The organism is Tractidigestivibacter sp. (genome assembly GCF_050946515.1).
In the GTDB taxonomy this organism is placed as follows: Bacteria; Actinomycetota; Coriobacteriia; order Coriobacteriales; family Atopobiaceae; genus Tractidigestivibacter.
Genome location: NZ_JBMNUX010000009.1, coordinates 1 through 16,901 on the forward strand (window position 1 = coordinate 1; position 16,901 = coordinate 16,901).

At 60.3% G+C, this 16,901-nt stretch carries 10 protein-coding genes and 1 pseudogene; 1 reads left to right on the forward strand and 10 read right to left on the reverse strand.

All coding sequences use genetic code 11. The features are described from left to right. Positions 1-235 (forward strand): annotated as a pseudogene (locus ACOYJL_RS06660) (hypothetical protein); the annotation flags it as partial. Here ACOYJL_RS06660 and ACOYJL_RS06665 read toward each other — a convergent pair. From ACOYJL_RS06665 to ACOYJL_RS06710, 10 genes are all read right to left on the reverse strand, one after another. Continuing rightward, positions 172-1,578 (reverse strand): IS3 family transposase, encoded by a 1,407-nt coding sequence (locus ACOYJL_RS06665; protein WP_433569443.1) that lies wholly within the window; start codon positions 1,576-1,578, stop codon positions 172-174. The pseudogene ACOYJL_RS06660 and the gene ACOYJL_RS06665 overlap by 64 nt on opposite strands. A gap of 456 nt (positions 1,579-2,034) precedes the next feature. Then, the gene (gene clpB, locus ACOYJL_RS06670; RefSeq protein WP_433569444.1) at positions 2,035-4,734 is read right to left on the reverse strand and encodes an ATP-dependent chaperone ClpB; all 2,700 of its coding nucleotides are present in this window, start codon (positions 4,732-4,734) and stop codon (positions 2,035-2,037) included. A 199-nt stretch (positions 4,735-4,933) separates the two neighbouring features. Continuing rightward, positions 4,934-5,968, reverse strand: coding sequence for a lysostaphin resistance A-like protein (locus ACOYJL_RS06675; protein WP_433569445.1), 1,035 nt, complete (start codon positions 5,966-5,968; stop codon positions 4,934-4,936). A gap of 396 nt (positions 5,969-6,364) precedes the next feature. Continuing rightward, positions 6,365-7,387, reverse strand: coding sequence for an SPFH domain-containing protein (locus ACOYJL_RS06680; protein WP_433569446.1), 1,023 nt, complete (start codon positions 7,385-7,387; stop codon positions 6,365-6,367). Between the two features lie 294 nt (positions 7,388-7,681). Next, the gene (locus ACOYJL_RS06685) at positions 7,682-8,743 is read right to left on the reverse strand and encodes a helix-turn-helix transcriptional regulator (RefSeq protein WP_433569447.1); all 1,062 of its coding nucleotides are present in this window, start codon (positions 8,741-8,743) and stop codon (positions 7,682-7,684) included. Between the two features lie 204 nt (positions 8,744-8,947). After that, positions 8,948-9,406: a heat shock protein transcriptional repressor HspR gene (locus ACOYJL_RS06690; protein WP_433569448.1), complete on the reverse strand. Its 459-nt coding sequence runs from the start codon at positions 9,404-9,406 to the stop codon at positions 8,948-8,950. Further along, positions 9,396-10,340, reverse strand: coding sequence for a DnaJ C-terminal domain-containing protein (locus ACOYJL_RS06695; RefSeq protein WP_433569449.1), 945 nt, complete (start codon positions 10,338-10,340; stop codon positions 9,396-9,398). Before ACOYJL_RS06695 ends, ACOYJL_RS06690 begins: the two co-directional genes overlap by 11 nt. A 75-nt stretch (positions 10,341-10,415) precedes the next feature. Then, positions 10,416-11,297: a nucleotide exchange factor GrpE gene (gene grpE, locus ACOYJL_RS06700; protein ID WP_433569450.1), complete on the reverse strand. Its 882-nt coding sequence runs from the start codon at positions 11,295-11,297 to the stop codon at positions 10,416-10,418. 41 nt (positions 11,298-11,338) lie between these two features. Next, positions 11,339-13,261, reverse strand: a complete 1,923-nt coding sequence (dnaK, locus tag ACOYJL_RS06705) for a molecular chaperone DnaK (protein WP_433569451.1) — start codon at positions 13,259-13,261, stop codon at positions 11,339-11,341. Between the two features lie 583 nt (positions 13,262-13,844). Next, positions 13,845-16,901 carry a glycoside hydrolase family 3 N-terminal domain-containing protein gene (locus tag ACOYJL_RS06710; protein ID WP_433569452.1) on the reverse strand — a complete coding sequence of 1,019 codons (3,057 nt, stop codon included), beginning with the start codon at positions 16,899-16,901 and terminating at the stop codon, positions 13,845-13,847.

Consider the following 16,901-nt stretch of genomic DNA (forward strand, 5'->3'; position numbering starts at 1 on the left):
AGACGGCGCCGAGCCCACCGGGCTTGTCGCCAACATCCAGCGCTTCTCGCTCCATGACGGGGGCGGCATCCGCACGGTGGCGTTTCTCAAGGGCTGCCCCTTTCGCTGCCCGTGGTGCTGCAACCCCCTTAGGGAGTGCGGCGGCAGAGCTGGACCGCCCGACTCCGTCGACTATGGCACGTTCCCGTACGTCGCGTACCCGAGCCTCCGGCGCCTGCCCGCGATCGTCTCGTAGCCAGAGCCCGCGCCCCCGCCGAAGCGCTTGAGCCGGCCCGAGCGGTACCACCCGATGAAGCGGCCGAGGTCCTCGACGAACTCCTCCGGGCCCACGCCCGACCAGTCCCTGCCGTTGTAGAACTCCTCCTTGAGCGTGCCGAAGAAGCCCTCGGCCCTGGCGTTGTCCCCGCAGCGGCCCTTCCGCGACATCGAGCGCGTCGCCCCGCGCTCCGCGCAGAGCGCCTTCCAGGCGCCGGAGCGGTACTGGCAGCCGCCGTCGGTGTGGACGACGACCGGGCCGTGCCCCCCGGGGAGCTGGGAGAGGTAGGAGCGCAGCGAGGACACGCACAGCCCCGCGTCCGGCGACGTCGACGCCGACCACGACACGGGCATGCCGTCGAAGCAGTCCACGACCGGCGACAGGTAGACCTTGCGCCCGCCGCCGACCCTGAACTCGGTGACGTCGGTCACGACCATCCTGTCCGGCGCCGGCGCGGAGAAGTCGTGGGAGCGGCCGTCGGCCGACAGCGGCAGGTTGGCGGGCCGCTCGTCCGGCTCGCCGGCGTAGGAGCTGTAGCGCGCCCGGCGCCTGGTCCTGCGCGCGACCATGCCGCCCGCCCTCATCGCGGCGCGCACCTCGCGCTGGGAGACGCGCCCGCCGCCGTCCGCGTTGACCGCGGCCCAGACGCGCCGGTAGCCGTAGGTGCGCCCGCTGGACTCGAAGGCGCCCCTCGCCCTGCGCCCGACCTCCTCGGCGCGCCCGGCGTCACGCTCCGCCGCCCTCCTCGCGTACTCGTAGGAGCTCTTCGAGATCCCCAGGGCCGAGAGGACCTGGCGCAGGGAGAGCCCGAAGCCCCTCCTCAGCCTCTCGCCTAGCTCTGCCTTCCGCCTGTTCGAGAGTCTCGCCGGGTCGCCTGCTTTTGGGTCGCGCACCATCTCTCTGAGCACCGAGACCTGCGCGCGGAGCTCCTCGACCTCGGCCTCGAGCTCGGCCCTCGTCGGCCTGGGCGGCCGCGCGGGGGGCGCGCCGGCCGCGGCCTCCGCCCTCCTCGCCCAGGAGCTCACGACGCTGCCGGACGAGATCCCGAGCCTGCGCGCGACGTCGCAGGGGCGCGCCCCCCTCGCGAGCAGCCTGAGGGCCTCCCTCCTCGTCGCCTCGGGGTAGCGGGCGTGCCTGACGTGCTCGCAGCGCCCCGGGACGGTGCTCTCCGGGACGTCGAGCTCGCCGGCCTCGGCCTGCGCGATCCAGTCCACGAGGGTCCTCCTGCCGGGCTTGCCCGGGAGCCGGGCGAACGCCGCGACGGGCATCCCGGAGTCCCTCAGCTCGGCGAGGAAGCGCTCCCTCTCCTCCTTCTTGTACATGCGCACACCCTCCTTCGGTCGCAATGATAGGATCGACGGTCAGGGTGGTCCAGGATTCTGCCGCACTCCGTTAGTGCGACGCGTCTCGCGGACCCACGCGATGCGCACGTCAGTTTTATGCATTCACACCAATATCACCCCAGTTGGCATCGCCGGGATAATCATTGCGTTCTTGATGTCTGCCAACGCGGCGGAAAACCACGTCGCACTAAGGGCAGTTCGGCGCAAAAAGGAGCGCGAACGTCGCACTAAGGGCACTTCGGCGCAACTTAGCCGTGGCGTCGAGGCCATACGGTTGTTGCCCGTTCGTGTTGCCAGCCCGCCTGGCCCCCTCGCAGCGAAAAAATCGGACACGCCAGCGGGGGCGAAGCGCGTTTCCGCAGATGCGCGCTCACCCAAACCGCTGGCGTGTCCGTTGTTCAGTTGGCGTCGTTTTCGCAAGAGGAAGCGGCAGGCTTACTCCACCGAATCCGGCTCGACGGGGCTATCGTCGTCGAGGTCACTCGTAGCCGAGGACTCAGCTGCCACTGCCTCGGCAGCGCGCTGCCGACTCCTTTCGCTGGCGGCATCGTCGCGAGCCGCGAAGATGCGCTCCGAGTCGTCGACGTCGACCTTCACCGTGTCGCCCTCGCGGACCTGGCCATCGATGATCAGGTTGGCCACGTTATCGACAACCTGCCGCTGGATCAGGCGCTTCAGCGGACGCGCGCCATAGACCGGGTCGAGGCCGTCGATGGCCAGCGACTGCTTGGCTCCGTCGGTAATCTCAAGCTCGATGCGCTCCTTGGCAAGCCGCTCGCGGACGTCCTTGAGCTGGATGTCGACGATCTTCTCGGTTTCATCCAGGCCAAGCGGGTGGAACACCACCACATCGTCGATCCTGTTGAGGAACTCAGGCTTGAACGTCTGGCGCAGAGCCTCATTTACCTGGCGCTGCACCTCCTCGGGATCGCTCGTCGGACCCGCGCTGGCAATGTACTGGCTACCCACATTGGAGGTCATGATGATGATCGTGTTCTTGAAGCTGACCACGCGACCCTGGCCGTCAGTAAGCCGCCCGTCATCGAGCACCTGCAGCAGGATGTTGAAGACGTCGGGGTGAGCCTTCTCCATCTCGTCGAGCAGGATCACGCTGTACGGACGCCGACGCACGGCCTCGGTCAGCTGGCCACCCTCGTCGTAGCCCACGTATCCAGGAGGCGCACCGATGAGGCGCTGGACCGAGAACTTTTCCATGTACTCGGACATGTCGATGCGGACAAGTGCGCGCTCATCGTCGAACAGGCACTCTGCCAGCGCCTTTGCGAGCTCGGTCTTGCCCACGCCGGTGGGTCCGAGGAAGAAGAAGCTGCCGATGGGCCTGTTGGGATCGGAAAGTCCCGCACGGCTGCGCCGCACGGCGGCGGCCACAGCGCTGACGGCCTCATCCTGTCCCACGACGCGCTTGTGCAGCTCGCCCTCGAGGTTCTTGAGCTTGTCGATCTCGCCCTGCATCATCTTGGCAACGGGCACGCCAGTCCACGCGGAGACAACCTCGGCGATCTCCTCCGAGGTGACCTCCTCCTTGAGAAGCCCACCCTCCTCCTGCTTGGCGGAGAGGGCCTTCTCGGCCTCGTCATACTGCTTCTGCAGCGACGGAATTGTGGAATAGCGCAGCTCAGAGGCACGAGCGAGGTCGCCGTTGCGCGTCACGCGCTCCATCTCGGCCTTCGCATCCTCAATCTGGCTCTTGAGGTCCTGCACGCGGTCGATGGCGCTCTTCTCGTTTTGCCAGTTTGCCTTCATGCCGTCGAGCTTCTCGCGCGTGGTGGCAATCTCCTTGCGCAGCGTCTCAAGACGCTCCCGCGATGCGTCGTCCTCCTCCTTCATGAGGGCCTGCTCCTCGATCTGCATCTGCGTGAGCTGGCGATCAACGGCGTCGATGTCGGCGGGCATGGAGTCGAGCTCCATGCGCAGGCGGCTGGCTGCCTCGTCCACGAGGTCAATGGCCTTGTCGGGCAGGAAGCGGTCGGAGATGTAGCGGTTGGACAGGTCGGCTGCCGAGACAAGCGCAGCGTCGGTGATGCGGACGCGGTGATGCTGCTCGTACTTGTCCTTCAGGCCACGCAGGATCGAGATGGTCTCCTCAACGGAGGGCTCGCTCACGTAGACCGTCTGGAAACGACGGGCCAGCGCCTGGTCCTTCTCGATGTACTTTTGATATTCGTCGAGCGTCGTAGCGCCAATGGCGTGCAGCTCACCGCGGGCGAGCGCCGGCTTCAGGATGTTGCCAGCGTCCATGGAGCCCTCGGTCGCGCCTGCACCCACAATGGTATGCAGCTCGTCGATGAACAGGATGATGCGCCCGTCGGACTTCTCGACTTCCTTGAGCACGGCCTTCAGGCGGTCCTCGAACTCGCCGCGGTACTTGGCGCCAGCGATCAGCGCACTCATGTCGAGCTCGATGATGTCCTTGTCCTTGATGGTTGAGGGCACGTCTCCGGCCACGATGCGCTCGGCCAGCCCCTCGACGATTGCGGTCTTGCCGACGCCAGGCTCGCCGATAAGCACGGGGTTGTTCTTCGTGCGGCGGCTCAGCACCTGGATGGTGCGGCGAATCTCCTCGACACGGCCGATGACCGGGTCGAGCTTGCCCTGGCGCGCGAGGTCGGTCACGTTGCGGCCGTACTTTTCTAGCGCCTTAAACTCCATGTTGGAATCCTGGCTGGTAACGCGTTCGTCGCCGCGAAGGTCCTGATAAGCCTCCTCAAGGCGCTTGCTGGTAAGACCGGCGGACTTCAGGATACTTCCCGCCTCGCCCTTCTCGTCAGCAAGGGCGCACAAAAGGTGCTGCGACGTGACGTACGCATCCCCTAGCTTGCTGGCAAGCTTTTCTGCCGCATTGCCAACCCCAATAAGATCGTTGCTCATGCCCATCTGCGACATGTCGCCCGTAACCTTAGGTGCGTTGGCGATAGCCATGTCAACTTGCGTCTCAACCTGAGAGGCATCCGCGCCGACGCGCTCAACGATCGACTTAAGGTTGCTATCGCCAGCGGAAAGCAGTGCCTTCAGCAGGTGGATGGGCTCAACCTGCCCTGCCTGCGCGTCTGCAGCTATCGATACCGACGACTGCAGCGCTTCCTGGGCTGTAACTGCCCACTTGTCTAGCCTCATATGCATCACTCCTCGTATTTCCGCGCTGCTCCGGAGAGTGGCGGATTCTTGTCTATCAACAAGGAGTATTCCCACCTTATGGGTAGTCTTATACAGAAATCTAAGTGTCTATGTTATAGATTTTCGTATATGATGGCGCGCAAGTCGGGGCAATCACAGCCTACAGGGGCATCGCGGGAACATGCAAACGTAGGGCGACCTAGACCGTCGGCGCCTGCGGCAGGCTTTCTGCTTGCGAATTCTGCTCGTTAGGCTCCCCCACCCAAATGTCGGTCGGCTTGTTGTTGCGCTTGTTCCCAATGAACCAGACGAGAGCACAGCCCGCCAATAGCACAATCGTGGCGATGCCTGATCCCTCAACGCCAAAGACCGAATCATAGGCAAAGCCGGACGTGGGAGTCGTACCGGACGTGATGCCAAAAATCGCGAACGGGACAGTATTTCCGCTGTTGGGAAGACCGAAAAGGATGTTCTGGGTAAAGTTCCAGGCAGTATGAGCCGCGAACGCCATCCATGGGCTGTCGAGCTTCCACACCATAAGACCAAAGAGCACGCCCACCAGTATGACGTTCACGATGGCAAGCACTGTGACGCCGTTGTTAAAGATATGAAGCAAACCGAACGCTATCGACGTAATCGCGATGGTGGCAACATGGCTACCGGTCGTGCGCAAGGTCTTCTGGTAAAGATAGCAGCGGCAGAGCAGCTCCTCAGCGGAGGATTGGACGAACACGACGACAAAAAGCAGCAGCACGCCAACGAGATTGAAGCCGACAAACGAAAGGCTGAAGCTGCCAGAGCCTAGAGCAACCAGTACGCACAGTGCGTTCATAGCAAAACCCACAAGCAGACCAAGACCAAGGTTTGCCCAAGTATTGCCTGCAGTGCTGTGAGTCAAGGTCTTCAGAATCGGGCGCGAAGTCTTGCTGAAGCGCAGGTAGAGCAAAGCGACAATCCAAATGCCAATGTCCGTGAAGTACATCACGGCAGAATAGAGAGCGCTCGTGCCAGAGGCCGCGTAGCCATCGATGCCCAGCATCGAAGTGTCGCTCATGGAGAGCGCCAAGATCATCGGTGTCGAATCTTCGCCTGTCATGAACCCGTAGATGAAGACCCCAAGAAAGACGGAGACAAGACCACCGAAAAAGCTGCCGATAAACAGCATGCCGAGAGCCCAGGCATAGTTTCCGACCAGCCGCGCGATCTTCCCAGCGCTCAGCTTGTTCTCGTTCATATATGCTCCGTTCTGTCGCCGAACGTCTTTCATTAGCATACCCACTCGATATTCGGCACACGTAAGCTACAGCTTCCCGCCTGTTGGGAATCCTCGGCGCCATCGCAGAAGGCCGTTGTCAATCGTCCTGCCATTAGCCCCTGCAGAAAATCTTCGGTTGTAGGTCTTTTTTGACAAGAGCGTCGAGTACGAAGCGGTTAACATTCGCTAAAGCAGCAGGTAAACAAATGGCACCTACGAGGTGATACTTAGCTCAACCCTTAAAAAAGACCTACAACCGAAGAATCTCTGCAGCGCAATCGGGCGCAGCGCAAATAATCTTCAGTCCGACGCTTGATTGCGTCCCAGACCTCGACCAGCTCACGTTGGACATTTCTTACCCGAGAGGTCATGTTGTCAGAGCGAGCTGGTATTCACGACGGGCTGGGCCTCGGACTCTCCGCAAAGCACCACCATGAGGTTTGACGCCATTGCCGCTTTGCGGTCGTCATCGAACTCCACAACGCCGCCGTCGGATAGCTCGGAAAGAGCCATGTCCACCATAGAGACCGCACCCTCGACGATCTTCTTGCGCGCGGCGATTATGGCCTCAGCCTGCTGGCGGCGCAGCATCGCGGGCGCAATCTCAGGGGCATATGCTAGATGCGTAAGACGTGCGTCATCCACCTCAACGCCGGCAGGGCTAAGACGGCGACCAAGCTCTTCGCGCAGACTCGCCGAGACCTCCTCGATGTTGGAACGCAACGTGATGGTGGTGTTGGATGAATCGTCGTCCTCCATGTGATCGTAGGCATAGATACTCGCAACATGGCGAAGGGCTGTCTCGGTTTGCATGGCTACATAAGAAAGGTAATTATCCACGTCAAAGAGAGCTTTTGCCGTGTCGGCCACGTGCCATACCACGACAGTGGCAATCTCGATGGGGTTACCCTGCTTGTCGTTCACCTTGATGCGCTCGCCATTATGAGTACGTGCGCGGACGGAGATTTTTGTTGAGATGGCATTCGACTGGGCCGGCAGCTTAGTGACAGAGCCCTTGGAAAGCTCCTCGAGCGCAGCGACGCTTGTCTCGACGTCCGAACCCTGCTCGCCAAGGTTTCGGCTGTAGAAAGGGTTCGCCCAGAAGAAGCCAGAGTCACGAATGGTGCCAATGTAATTGCCGAAAAGCAGGCAGACCTTTGCCTCACCTGGCTGCAGCGCAATGAAGCCAACGGAAATCAAAATAGCAACGAAAAGAAGCACGAAGCCCCCAATCGTAATGATGTTCGCCATAACCGGTGGCTCTATTCCTGCGCTATCTGCGGTAGCGAGCATAATGATGCCCCATACGATGCCAAATACGGAGATTAAGTAGATAAGAACATTAACCACGAGCATCGCCCAGCCTGACTTGGCCTTGATTACCCTCTCCGTGGTCATGACCGTTCCTTTCTCGCATGACTCCATTCTTGAACCGGGGGGAACTTGGTCTCTATACGAGTTCACCATGATATATTCGAACAGATATGTAAATGAGCGTTCGAGTTTCTTTGCCGAGACCTTACAAGAGCCACCGTTTGCCGGCAATCGTCGCCGCTCAACTTCCAGAGCGGAATGTTTGAATGCCAGAGGCGTCTCAGAGACCAGCATTCAGCGCAGCGCCCGTCAAGAAGAGACTACTCAAAGAGCGCTGGGCTTCGAACGGTCTTCTTCCACCTCACACGAGTGCTGCGCCTATGCCCTACCGCGTGCCTGCCACACAAGATCGACCATGAGGTCGGAAATGAAGCAGAGAATTCCGCCGACAATCCAGGCAACCCAAAAGAGCTCGAGACCCATAAAGAGCATGACAAGCCCAACGATAGACCCCACCAGAATGATGATTCCGTCAAGGCCGCCCTTCACCCTGTTGAGGCGCTTATGGCTCTTGATGGAGCGAACATGCTCGAGGGTCTTCTCGTCATAGTCGCCAAACTCGATATTCTCCTCCGTAAGCTCCTCGGCAGCATCGACGTTGTACGCGACAACGTCTGCAAGTCCATGGCGCGTCTGCGCCCAGACGATGATGCCGACGCCAATGGCCACAAGCAGCAGGAAGCAGCCGTTAAAGACACTCTCTCCGATGCTGATGGACAGCCCGTAGTCCTCGGGACCAGCCATCAGGCTCACGCTGATTCCCGTGTCGCCAAGCGATGCGACCACGACGCCTGCAAGGATGACGACGATGCCCACAGCGGTCAGCATCGTCTGCTTGTGAGCATGAGCGCGGTGCTCCTCCTCGGTGTAGAAGTCCATAACATAGGGGTGCACGCGCTTGAAGCGCGCATGGTCGGACGTCGAGGGGAGCAGGAACATGAGACCCGCGGCGACTCCCGCCACAATCATCACAAGCTGCATGGTATCAGCAACGCTTCCAGAGAGCCCAGCCGCAAGACAGACCGCGGAGACAATCTGCGCAAGCCCGACACCCGCAATGATGGAGCCAACTCCGAGAGAGAGCCCCCGAGCATATCTCTGGGCATGCTCGTCGTAGCCAATGACGTCGGTGGCAGGACCGTCAGGCATCCTCTGAGTCTCGGGCGCGGGCTCGACGTTGGTGAGATCGCCCTTCACCAGATCATCGAGCGTGACGTCAAAAAGCTCACAGATCTTGATGAGCTTGTCCATCTCGGGGTAGCTCTTCTCGGCCTCCCACTTTGTGACGGACTGACGGGAGACACCGAGCAGCATGGCGAGCTGCTCCTGGGTCATGTTTCGGGTGGCACGAAGGTGCTGGAGGTTGTCGCGGAAGCTCATAGCGTTCTCCTTTGAAGGGTCGGGGCCTTTCCTCTGCCGGCGACTCTTACCCTAGGGGTTATCCCAGTAGCCTACTACCAACCCGCGGCTGCAATTGTAAGGCAACTGAAAGGCGCCCAGCAGTTGCCTTCGCAGGTAGAAGGCACACAGCTGCATGTAGCCGAGAAGCGGAATCGAATTCAAAAACAAAAAAACGACCCCGCCTCAATTGGCGGGGTCGTCGTTTCCATCACCCAAAAGGTTTCGCATGACCTGCTCGGGACTTTGGCCATCGTAGCGAGCCAATGCCGTAATCTTCTCGCGCATCCGGAACTCATGGACTTCGTCCTCAAGTTCACGCACGCGAGCGCGTAGCTCGTCGATCTCTTTGTCCTTCTCCTGCGCGCGCTCGCGCATGTCCATGATGCGGACGACGCCAGCAAGGTTAATGCCCTCGTCGGTCAGCTTCGAAATTAAGTTCAGCCGATCGATGTCAGCCTGACTGTACAGGCGCGTGTTACCACGCGAGCGCCCAGGAGTGACAAGACCCTTCTGCTCGTATACGCGAAGCGTTTGCGGATGCATGCCAGTGAGCTCGGCCGCAACGCTGATCATGTAGAGCGGCTTATCCCTGTCGGAACCCTGACCGGATCCTCCGTTATTGAGAGTGCCACTAGTGGCCATAGCTCTCGACGTCCTTTCTATAATTGCGACGGTCGGCGTCACGGAGGGCTGTCAGCGCGTCGCGCTCCTTTTTGCCCATGGTCGTAGGCACCTTAACGTCCACGGTCACATACAGGTTGCCACGCGTACCCTTGCGCTTTACGTTAGGAGCGCCAAGATTCTTAAACCTGAAGGTCTTACCGCTTTGCGTGCCGGCAGGAATCTTGAGCCTTACCTCAGTGCCGTCAGGCGTGGGCACATCAATCGTAGCGCCCAAAGCAGCTTCGTACATGCTAACCGGAAGTTCCATACGGACGTCAGCGCCATCACGCTTGAACAGCGGGTGCTCCTCGACCCTGGTGGTAATGACAAGGTCGCCGCGCTCGCCGCCATTGGCACCATACTCCCCACGTCCGCGATAGCGCAGCTTTCCGCCATCGACGGCACCGGCGGGAATCTTTACCGTAAGGCTTTGGCGCTCTCCCGTAGAGGGAACTTGGTAAGACACCTTGCGCGTCGAACCGCGAAACGCCTCGTCGGCCGTCACGTCAATCTGCATCGTGAGGTCCGAGCCGCGCATCGGGCGCGACGCCTGCTGGCGACCTCCACCCATGCCGTTAAAGATGTCAGCCCATCCGCCCATTCCGCTAAAGATGTCAGACCAATCAACGTCGCCCATATTCGAGGAATATGTGGTGTAGCCGCGACGACCAGAGCCGCCAGCGTCCGCGCCAGGAATGCCGCCAAAGAGCAGCAGCTGGTCGTATTCCTTACGCTTCTTAGGGTCGGACAGCGTGGTATAAGCCTCGGAGATTTCCTTGAACTTCTTCTCATCTCCGCCGGCGTCGGGATGGTACTTAGCCGCAAGCTTGCGGAAGGCCTTCCTGATTTCCTCTTGGGTGGCGTCGCGCTTCACGCCCAATATGTCGTAATACGTCTTTTTATTTGTGGCCATGGTATTGCACGAGCCCCCTCTCTAGAACTGTTGTCACACACGCGCGCCCGGACCACCTGGCCCGGGCGCCCGACCTCACTTATCGCTCTTAGCGTCGCCACCGGAGTCACCGGTTGCATCCGCGCCCTCGGGCTTGGCGTCAGACGCCTTGTCGGACTTCTTGTCCGCATCATCCTTTGCGTCTGGCTTTTCAGCAGGGCGCTTGGGACCGCCATACGTCACCGTCACCATGGCGGTACGAATGACCTTGCCGCCCATACGGTAGCCCTTCTGATATACCTGAGCAACGGTATCTTCGTAGGCTTCGCTGTCCTCTGAGCGACCAACGGCCTGCTGCTCGAGTGGGTCAAAGGCTTCGCCCACGGGGTCGATGACCTCGACGCCCTCCTTGCCCAGAATCGACACCATCTTGTCATGGACCGCCGAGACGCCGCTTACGAACTGCGTAAACTGATCGCTCTTTGAATCGACTGCAGAGGCGTGGTCAATCGCGCGCTCCATGTCGTCAATCACGGGGAGAAGATTGCAGACGAGCTTCTCCGCCGCGCGCTCGCGCTCGTCCAAGCGCTCCTGCGCCGTGCGGCGACGATAGTTATCCCAGTCTGCCTGCAGGCGCATCATGCGCTCCGTTGCGTCGGAAGCTTCTTTCTTGGCCTTCTCGATCTGGTCGGTCAGGTCATCTACCTGCTTCTTCAGCTCGTCTCGCTCGTTCTTTGCCTTCTTGGCGTCCTCGGCTGCCTCCTGTTGGAGAACTTCCTCGGCCGCGCGCTTTGCTGCCTCGCGCATAGCCGCGTCATCATCGGGATCAATGTCATCGACGGCGCTGGGCTGAGCGGCGGCAGGAGCCTCGTTCTTCTTTGCCTCGGAGTCCTCGGTCTTTGCGTCTTTCTTATCGTTAACGTCCTCTACCGGCACCTTCACGTCACCCTCCTCACGTTTACTGGAGGGAGCGACCACGGCGGCCGCCCCCTCAGTTATCGCTGCATATGGAGCCAGCGCTAGTTGTTGTTCTCCTTGTCGTCGTCGTCGACAACTTCGTAGTCAGCGTCCACAACGTCGTCGCCGCCGTTAGAGCTGCTGGAGTTGGACTGGTCGGCGGAGCCAGTGGAGGTCTCTGCCTCGGTGTTGGAGTAGACAACCTCGGCAAGCTTGTGACCAACCTCCTGCAGATGGTCGCCAGCGCTCTTGATTGCGTCGATGTCGTTGCCCTCAAGCGCCTTCTTAGCGTCAGCAACCGCGGACTCAACCTGAGACTTCATATCTGCAGGCACCTTGTCGCCAAGGTCCTTCAGCGTCTGCTCGGTGGAGTAGCACAGAGAGTCGGTCTGGTTGCGAATCTCGATCTCGTCCTTGTGCTTCTTATCCTCCTCGGCGTGAGCCTCGGCGTCCTTGACCATGCGGTCGACCTCTTCGTCGGAAAGCGCGGTGGAGCCGGAAATCGTGATCTGCTGCGACTTGCCGGTAGCCTTGTCCTTAGCGGTAACCTTCACGATGCCGTTGGCGTCAATATCGAAGGTAACCTCAATCTGAGGCACGCCACGAGGAGCAGCGGGGATGCCGGTCAGGTTGAACTTGCCGAGCGACTTGTTGTCGGCAGCCATCTCGCGCTCGCCCTGCAGGACGTTGATTTCGACGGACGTCTGGTTGTCGGCGGCCGTGGAGTAGACCTCGGTCTTGGAGGTCGGGATCGTGGTGTTGCGGTCAATCATCTTGGTCATGACGCCGCCCATGGTCTCAACGCCCAGGGACAGAGGAGTAACGTCGAGCAGCAGGATGCCGGAAACGTCGCCGGTAAGGACGCCGCCCTGGACAGCTGCGCCGTCGGCAACAACCTCGTCCGGGTTCACGGACATGTTGGGCTGCTTGCCCGTCATCTGCTTGACGAGCTCCTGGACAGCGGGCATACGGCTGGAGCCGCCGACGAGAATGACCTCGTCAACCTGGCTGATCTGCAGGTTAGCATCCCTCAGCGCCTTGGTCACAGGTGCCTTGCAGCGGTCGAGCAGGTCGCGCGTGATGCGCTCGAACTCGGCGCGCGTGAGGGTGTAGTTGAGGTGCTTCGGGCCGGTTGCGTCAGCCGTGATGAACGGCAGGTTGATCTCTGCCTGCTGAGCGGAGGAGAGCTCCTTTTTAGCGTTCTCGGCAGCTTCCTTGAGGCGCTGCAGGGCCATGGGGTCCTTGCGCAGGTCGATGCCGTTGTCCTGCTGGAACTTGTCTGCCATCCAATCGATGACGCGCTGGTCCCAATCGTCTCCGCCCAGGTGGTTGTCGCCGTTGGTGGCCAGAACCTCTACCACGCCGTCAGCAAGGTCAAGAAGCGAGACATCGAAGGTGCCGCCGCCAAGGTCGAAGACCAGGACCTTCTGGTCGGTACCCTTCTTGTCGAGACCATAAGCCAGCGCTGCGGCTGTAGGCTCGTTGACGATACGCTTGACGTTCAGGCCAGCAATCTTGCCTGCGTCCTTTGTTGCCTGACGCTGGGCGTCGTTGAAGTACGCAGGGACGGTGATAACGGCGTCGGTGACGGGCTCGCCAAGGTACTTCTCGGCGTCAGCCTTCATCTTGCTCAGGATCATTGCGCTGATCTGCTCGGGCGTGAAGTCCTCGCCGTCAATCTCGACGACAGCGCGCTCGCCAGTGCCGGGCTTAACCTTGTACGGGACGGTCTTCAGCTCAGAAGTGACCTCTCCGTACTTGCGGCCCATGAAACGCTTGATGGAATAAACGGTGTTGCCGGGGTTGGTGACTGCCTGGTTCTTTGCGGCCTTGCCTACGATGCGGTCGCCATCCTTACGGAAGCCGACAACAGACGGGGTAGTACGGTCGCCCTCGGCGTTAACAATAATGGTGGGCTCTCCGCCTTCGAGGACTGCCATTGCCGAGTTAGTGGTGCCCAGGTCGATGCCTAGAATCTTGCTCATAGTATCTGGTCCTTTCGTTGCGCGCCGCTCAAGCGGATGCTGAGTGAGGCGTGTTGGTTCGTGTTCGTTGTCTCTTATGCCCCCTATGAGTCGAGTTTATACATTATCTAAGTCTCCATATATGAGATTTTTTATCGCGTGTTGGCGCAAGGGTGCGCGAAGGAACGTCTAGGCGCAATATAGAGCGTGCGGGGGCGCAGCAGAGCTGCGCCCCCGCACGCTATTGCACCGTTCGTTGTCTCTCCTACGCTCCCGCAAGCTGACCAAAGCCAAAACCATGCATCGAAAGCCACCTAGTTACACAAACGAGGGGCTCGCGTGCACCGAAGTACCCTTAGTTACACTAGACTTTGGCGAGACCCTAAGGTGACCGCCCAATGTGGAACAACAAAGCCACAGGTAGACGCATATATAAAACTTTCAATTGCAGCACCACTACTCGAGTGACGCCCGCGCACCAGTGTGACTAGGCGCGCTTCGGTGCAAAAATCGGCGAAATTGTGTAACTAAGTCGACTTTAGAACAGGAGGGTGCGCGCGAATCTGCGCGCACCCTCCCGTCACTGTACTAGCGCGCTTGTAGGCTACCCTTCCTTCGCTTCAGAGTCTTCCTGTTCCTTCGCACCCTTCTTGGCAAGCCGCTTCTCAAGCTTCTTCTGCGCTCGCTTGCCGCGCTTGTAGAGCTCAGGATGCTCAAGCTCCTTCTTCGAGCGACGATGAATCAGCGCAATACCACCTGCCACCAGCGCCGCCGCAACAATATCCAGACCATGAACGGCAACGCGCCATGGCGACTCCTCCTGCTCCTGCACCGCACCAGGAACAATGCTCTGCATCGCAGAGGAGTTTGCAACGGCAAAGGCAAGGTTGTGAATCGCACGGCGCATGCAGGTGCGTGCCGTAGCGCTGTCATAGTCGGAGATGGACCACATGACAGACATGTCCATGCTGAGATAGGTGTCGCAGCCCGCACGCAAGGCCAGGTCACGATGGTTATCCCCGTTCCAGACCCAGTAGTCCGAAATCACCATGCCCTTGAAGCCCCACTCCTCGCGCAGCAATTCGTGCAGCAGCGCATAGTTGCAATGGCCAATCATGGTTCCGATGCAGGTCTGCGTGGCCATGACCGCCGTGCCCGCCCGCATGACCTTTTCAGAGACCGTGCCTGCGTCGTCCGAGGTAAAGCGCACGGTCTTGCGTGCTTCCTTTAGGGCAATCTCAAAAGGTCGCAGATAGAGCTCGCGCATGGTCTGCTCGTCGCACCACGTGCAGATGAGGTGCGAGCGCCCCGTCTCGGTATCGTTGAGCGCAAAGTGCTTGAGGTAGCAATACAGTCCCATGTCGCCCGCGCCAGAAACCACGCGCTCGGCAATCTTGCCTGTCAGAACTGGGTCCTCGGAGTAGTACTCAAAGACGCGACCCGAGAAGAGCGAGCGGTGCAGGTTAAGACCAGGCGAGTACCAGCCGTTGATGCCGTGCGCCAAGCCTTCGGTCCCGATGGCATGCCCCAGCTGATAGACAAGGTCCTTGTTCCACGTTGAGGCGACGAGCGGTTCATAGCCATACGAGCAGCTCTTGGTCATGTCATAACCGTTGTCGTTGCCGTGCACCTTAAGACCATTGCCGCCATCCATATCGACGGTGCCAGGAAGTCCAATTGAGTCAATCGGCGCGGTCAGATACGCATCGCCAGAGAAGTTACGGATGATGCACTTCCTGTCCGCATCCCAGTCAATCTCGTCGAGCAGCGCGTCCCACATGGGGTCGTCATATTCTCGACCGCGCAGGTCAGCCACAACAAGTCCGTTCTTCGCACCGGAGGTGGGCTGCTCGGCAGCGTACACGACGCTCCCTTCGACGTTGCCAAAGCGCGCGTCTGTCTGGGGATCAAACGTCACAAACAGGTCTTGATCCTTGGCAAACTCGTCGTCGATGGACTTGGTCTCCTCGTAGACGGGCTTGGTGCCAGCCCAGTCGGAGCGAGAGAGAATCCGCGACTGGGCGTGCATGTAGTCCGTACTTGCCTGGAAGCGGTTAGAAGCGGCCACGTAGTCTATGCTCGTATCCTCGATGGGATTGCCAGCGTCGTCCAGCGGCGACTGCGCATCACGCTCTGAGCGGCGAATGTGCTCGCTGTCGGAGCCGTCAAACCAAAACGTCTCGTCCTGCGTAACCGTTGCCTGGTCAATTACCGTGTGGCTGTTCTCCCGAAGGCTCACCACGTAATCGCCGGCCTCAAGCACATAACAGCCCGTGGTTCCAGTGGGGTTCTCGTGCGTGTAGCAATACGAAGCCAAGTCTTCGCGATCAAATTCCAGCTCAAGGGTCTGGCTCTGTCCCGGCTGCAGCAGGTCGGTCTTGGCAAAGTCGATGAGCTGGCACGCGGGCTTCTCAATGCCCTCTGTCTGGTCAAGCTCGGTATAGGGCGAGCTCGCGTACACCTGCACGACGTCCTTTCCCGCGGCGGATCCGGTGTTGGTCACGGTCACGCGTACGGTGACATACTCATCGTCGGCCGACACGGAGTCGAGCGTCTGCGAAAAGGTCGTGTACGAGAGGCCAAAGCCAAACGGGAACACGACGGCGTCGTCGTAAGAAAAGCTCGAATCCACCAGGGCGGCCGTCTCGTAGTAGCGATAGCCCATGTACATGCCTTCCTGGTACTCATTGAAGGTGCGCATGAACGTACCGCCCTCAGTGGGGCTTTCAGACGTGATGGACAGGTTGTCGTAGGTGTGAAGGTCCACGCTCACATAGGAGGGATCAGCGGTGAAGTCGGCAGACCAGGTGTCAACCGTGCGGCCACTGGGATTGACCTCGCCATCGAGCAGTGCAGAGAACTCCGAGAATCCGCGCTCGCTCGGGTGTCCGTAGTGGATGAGGCCGTCGACCTCGAGGTCGCCAGACATCAAATCTGCAACCTCCATCGGAGCCGAGCCGACAATTACCACGACCACGGCGCCGCAGATGCGCTTGGCGGCCGCAATGGCGCCGCGCTCGTTTTCGGAGAGCGCCAGGTAGTGAGGCGTGCCGTCCGAGTAGGCGTCCATCTTCTGGTCCTGACCCTCCTGACCAGCACGCGTGACGAACACGATTCCCGTAGCATCTGGATTCTCGGCAACATCATCATAGATTGAAGGATCATACTCATAGATTCGGCAATCGCCGCCAAGCAAGGAACCCGCTGCACCAGCAGCTGAAGTACCCTCCGCTTCCTCGAGCGCCTCGGGATCGCCTGCGGCACGCATGACATCGACCGCGGCGTTATCAATTGTGAAATCAGAGAGACCCTGCTCGGGCGTCACGGGATTGACGCTCCATTTTGCAGAACCTCCCGAGGTGAGCTGGCCATAGATTGGTTCAAGGTAGGCACGACCAAACGGCATGACCGTCGAACCCTTAGCCAGCGGCAGCACGCCGGAGTTCTTGAGCAGCACCGTGCCCTCGTCCTGAATCTGTGCCGCAACCGCGTAGCCCGCTTCCTTTGCCTGCTCGGCGTCGGGACGCGCAACCTCGGTTCTGGTCATCCCCGCCGAAGAGCAGCCCGTCGTAGTGGCGAGAAGCCCCGTCGCGGCAGCCCCGGCGGCTAGCGTACCCGTCGCGCCAAAGAGCTGGCGCCTCGTCATGCTCGCATTGCGCAT

Excerpts from the sequence above, each read along its gene's own strand:
- ACOYJL_RS06665 (WP_433569443.1), bottom strand. The coding sequence starts at position 1,578 with ATGTACAAGAAGGAGGAGAGGGAGCGCTTCCTCGCCGAGCTGAGGGAC.
- clpB (WP_433569444.1), bottom strand. The coding sequence starts at position 4,734 with ATGAGGCTAGACAAGTGGGCAGTTACAGCCCAGGAAGCGCTGCAGTCG.
- ACOYJL_RS06675 (WP_433569445.1), bottom strand. The coding sequence starts at position 5,968 with ATGAACGAGAACAAGCTGAGCGCTGGGAAGATCGCGCGGCTGGTCGGA.
- ACOYJL_RS06680 (WP_433569446.1), bottom strand. The coding sequence starts at position 7,387 with ATGACCACGGAGAGGGTAATCAAGGCCAAGTCAGGCTGGGCGATGCTC.
- ACOYJL_RS06685 (WP_433569447.1), bottom strand. The coding sequence starts at position 8,743 with ATGAGCTTCCGCGACAACCTCCAGCACCTTCGTGCCACCCGAAACATG.
- ACOYJL_RS06690 (WP_433569448.1), bottom strand. The coding sequence starts at position 9,406 with ATGGCCACTAGTGGCACTCTCAATAACGGAGGATCCGGTCAGGGTTCC.
- ACOYJL_RS06695 (WP_433569449.1), bottom strand. The coding sequence starts at position 10,340 with ATGGCCACAAATAAAAAGACGTATTACGACATATTGGGCGTGAAGCGC.
- dnaK (WP_433569451.1), bottom strand. The coding sequence starts at position 13,261 with ATGAGCAAGATTCTAGGCATCGACCTGGGCACCACTAACTCGGCAATG.
- ACOYJL_RS06710 (WP_433569452.1), bottom strand. The coding sequence starts at position 16,901 with ATGCGCAATGCGAGCATGACGAGGCGCCAGCTCTTTGGCGCGACGGGT.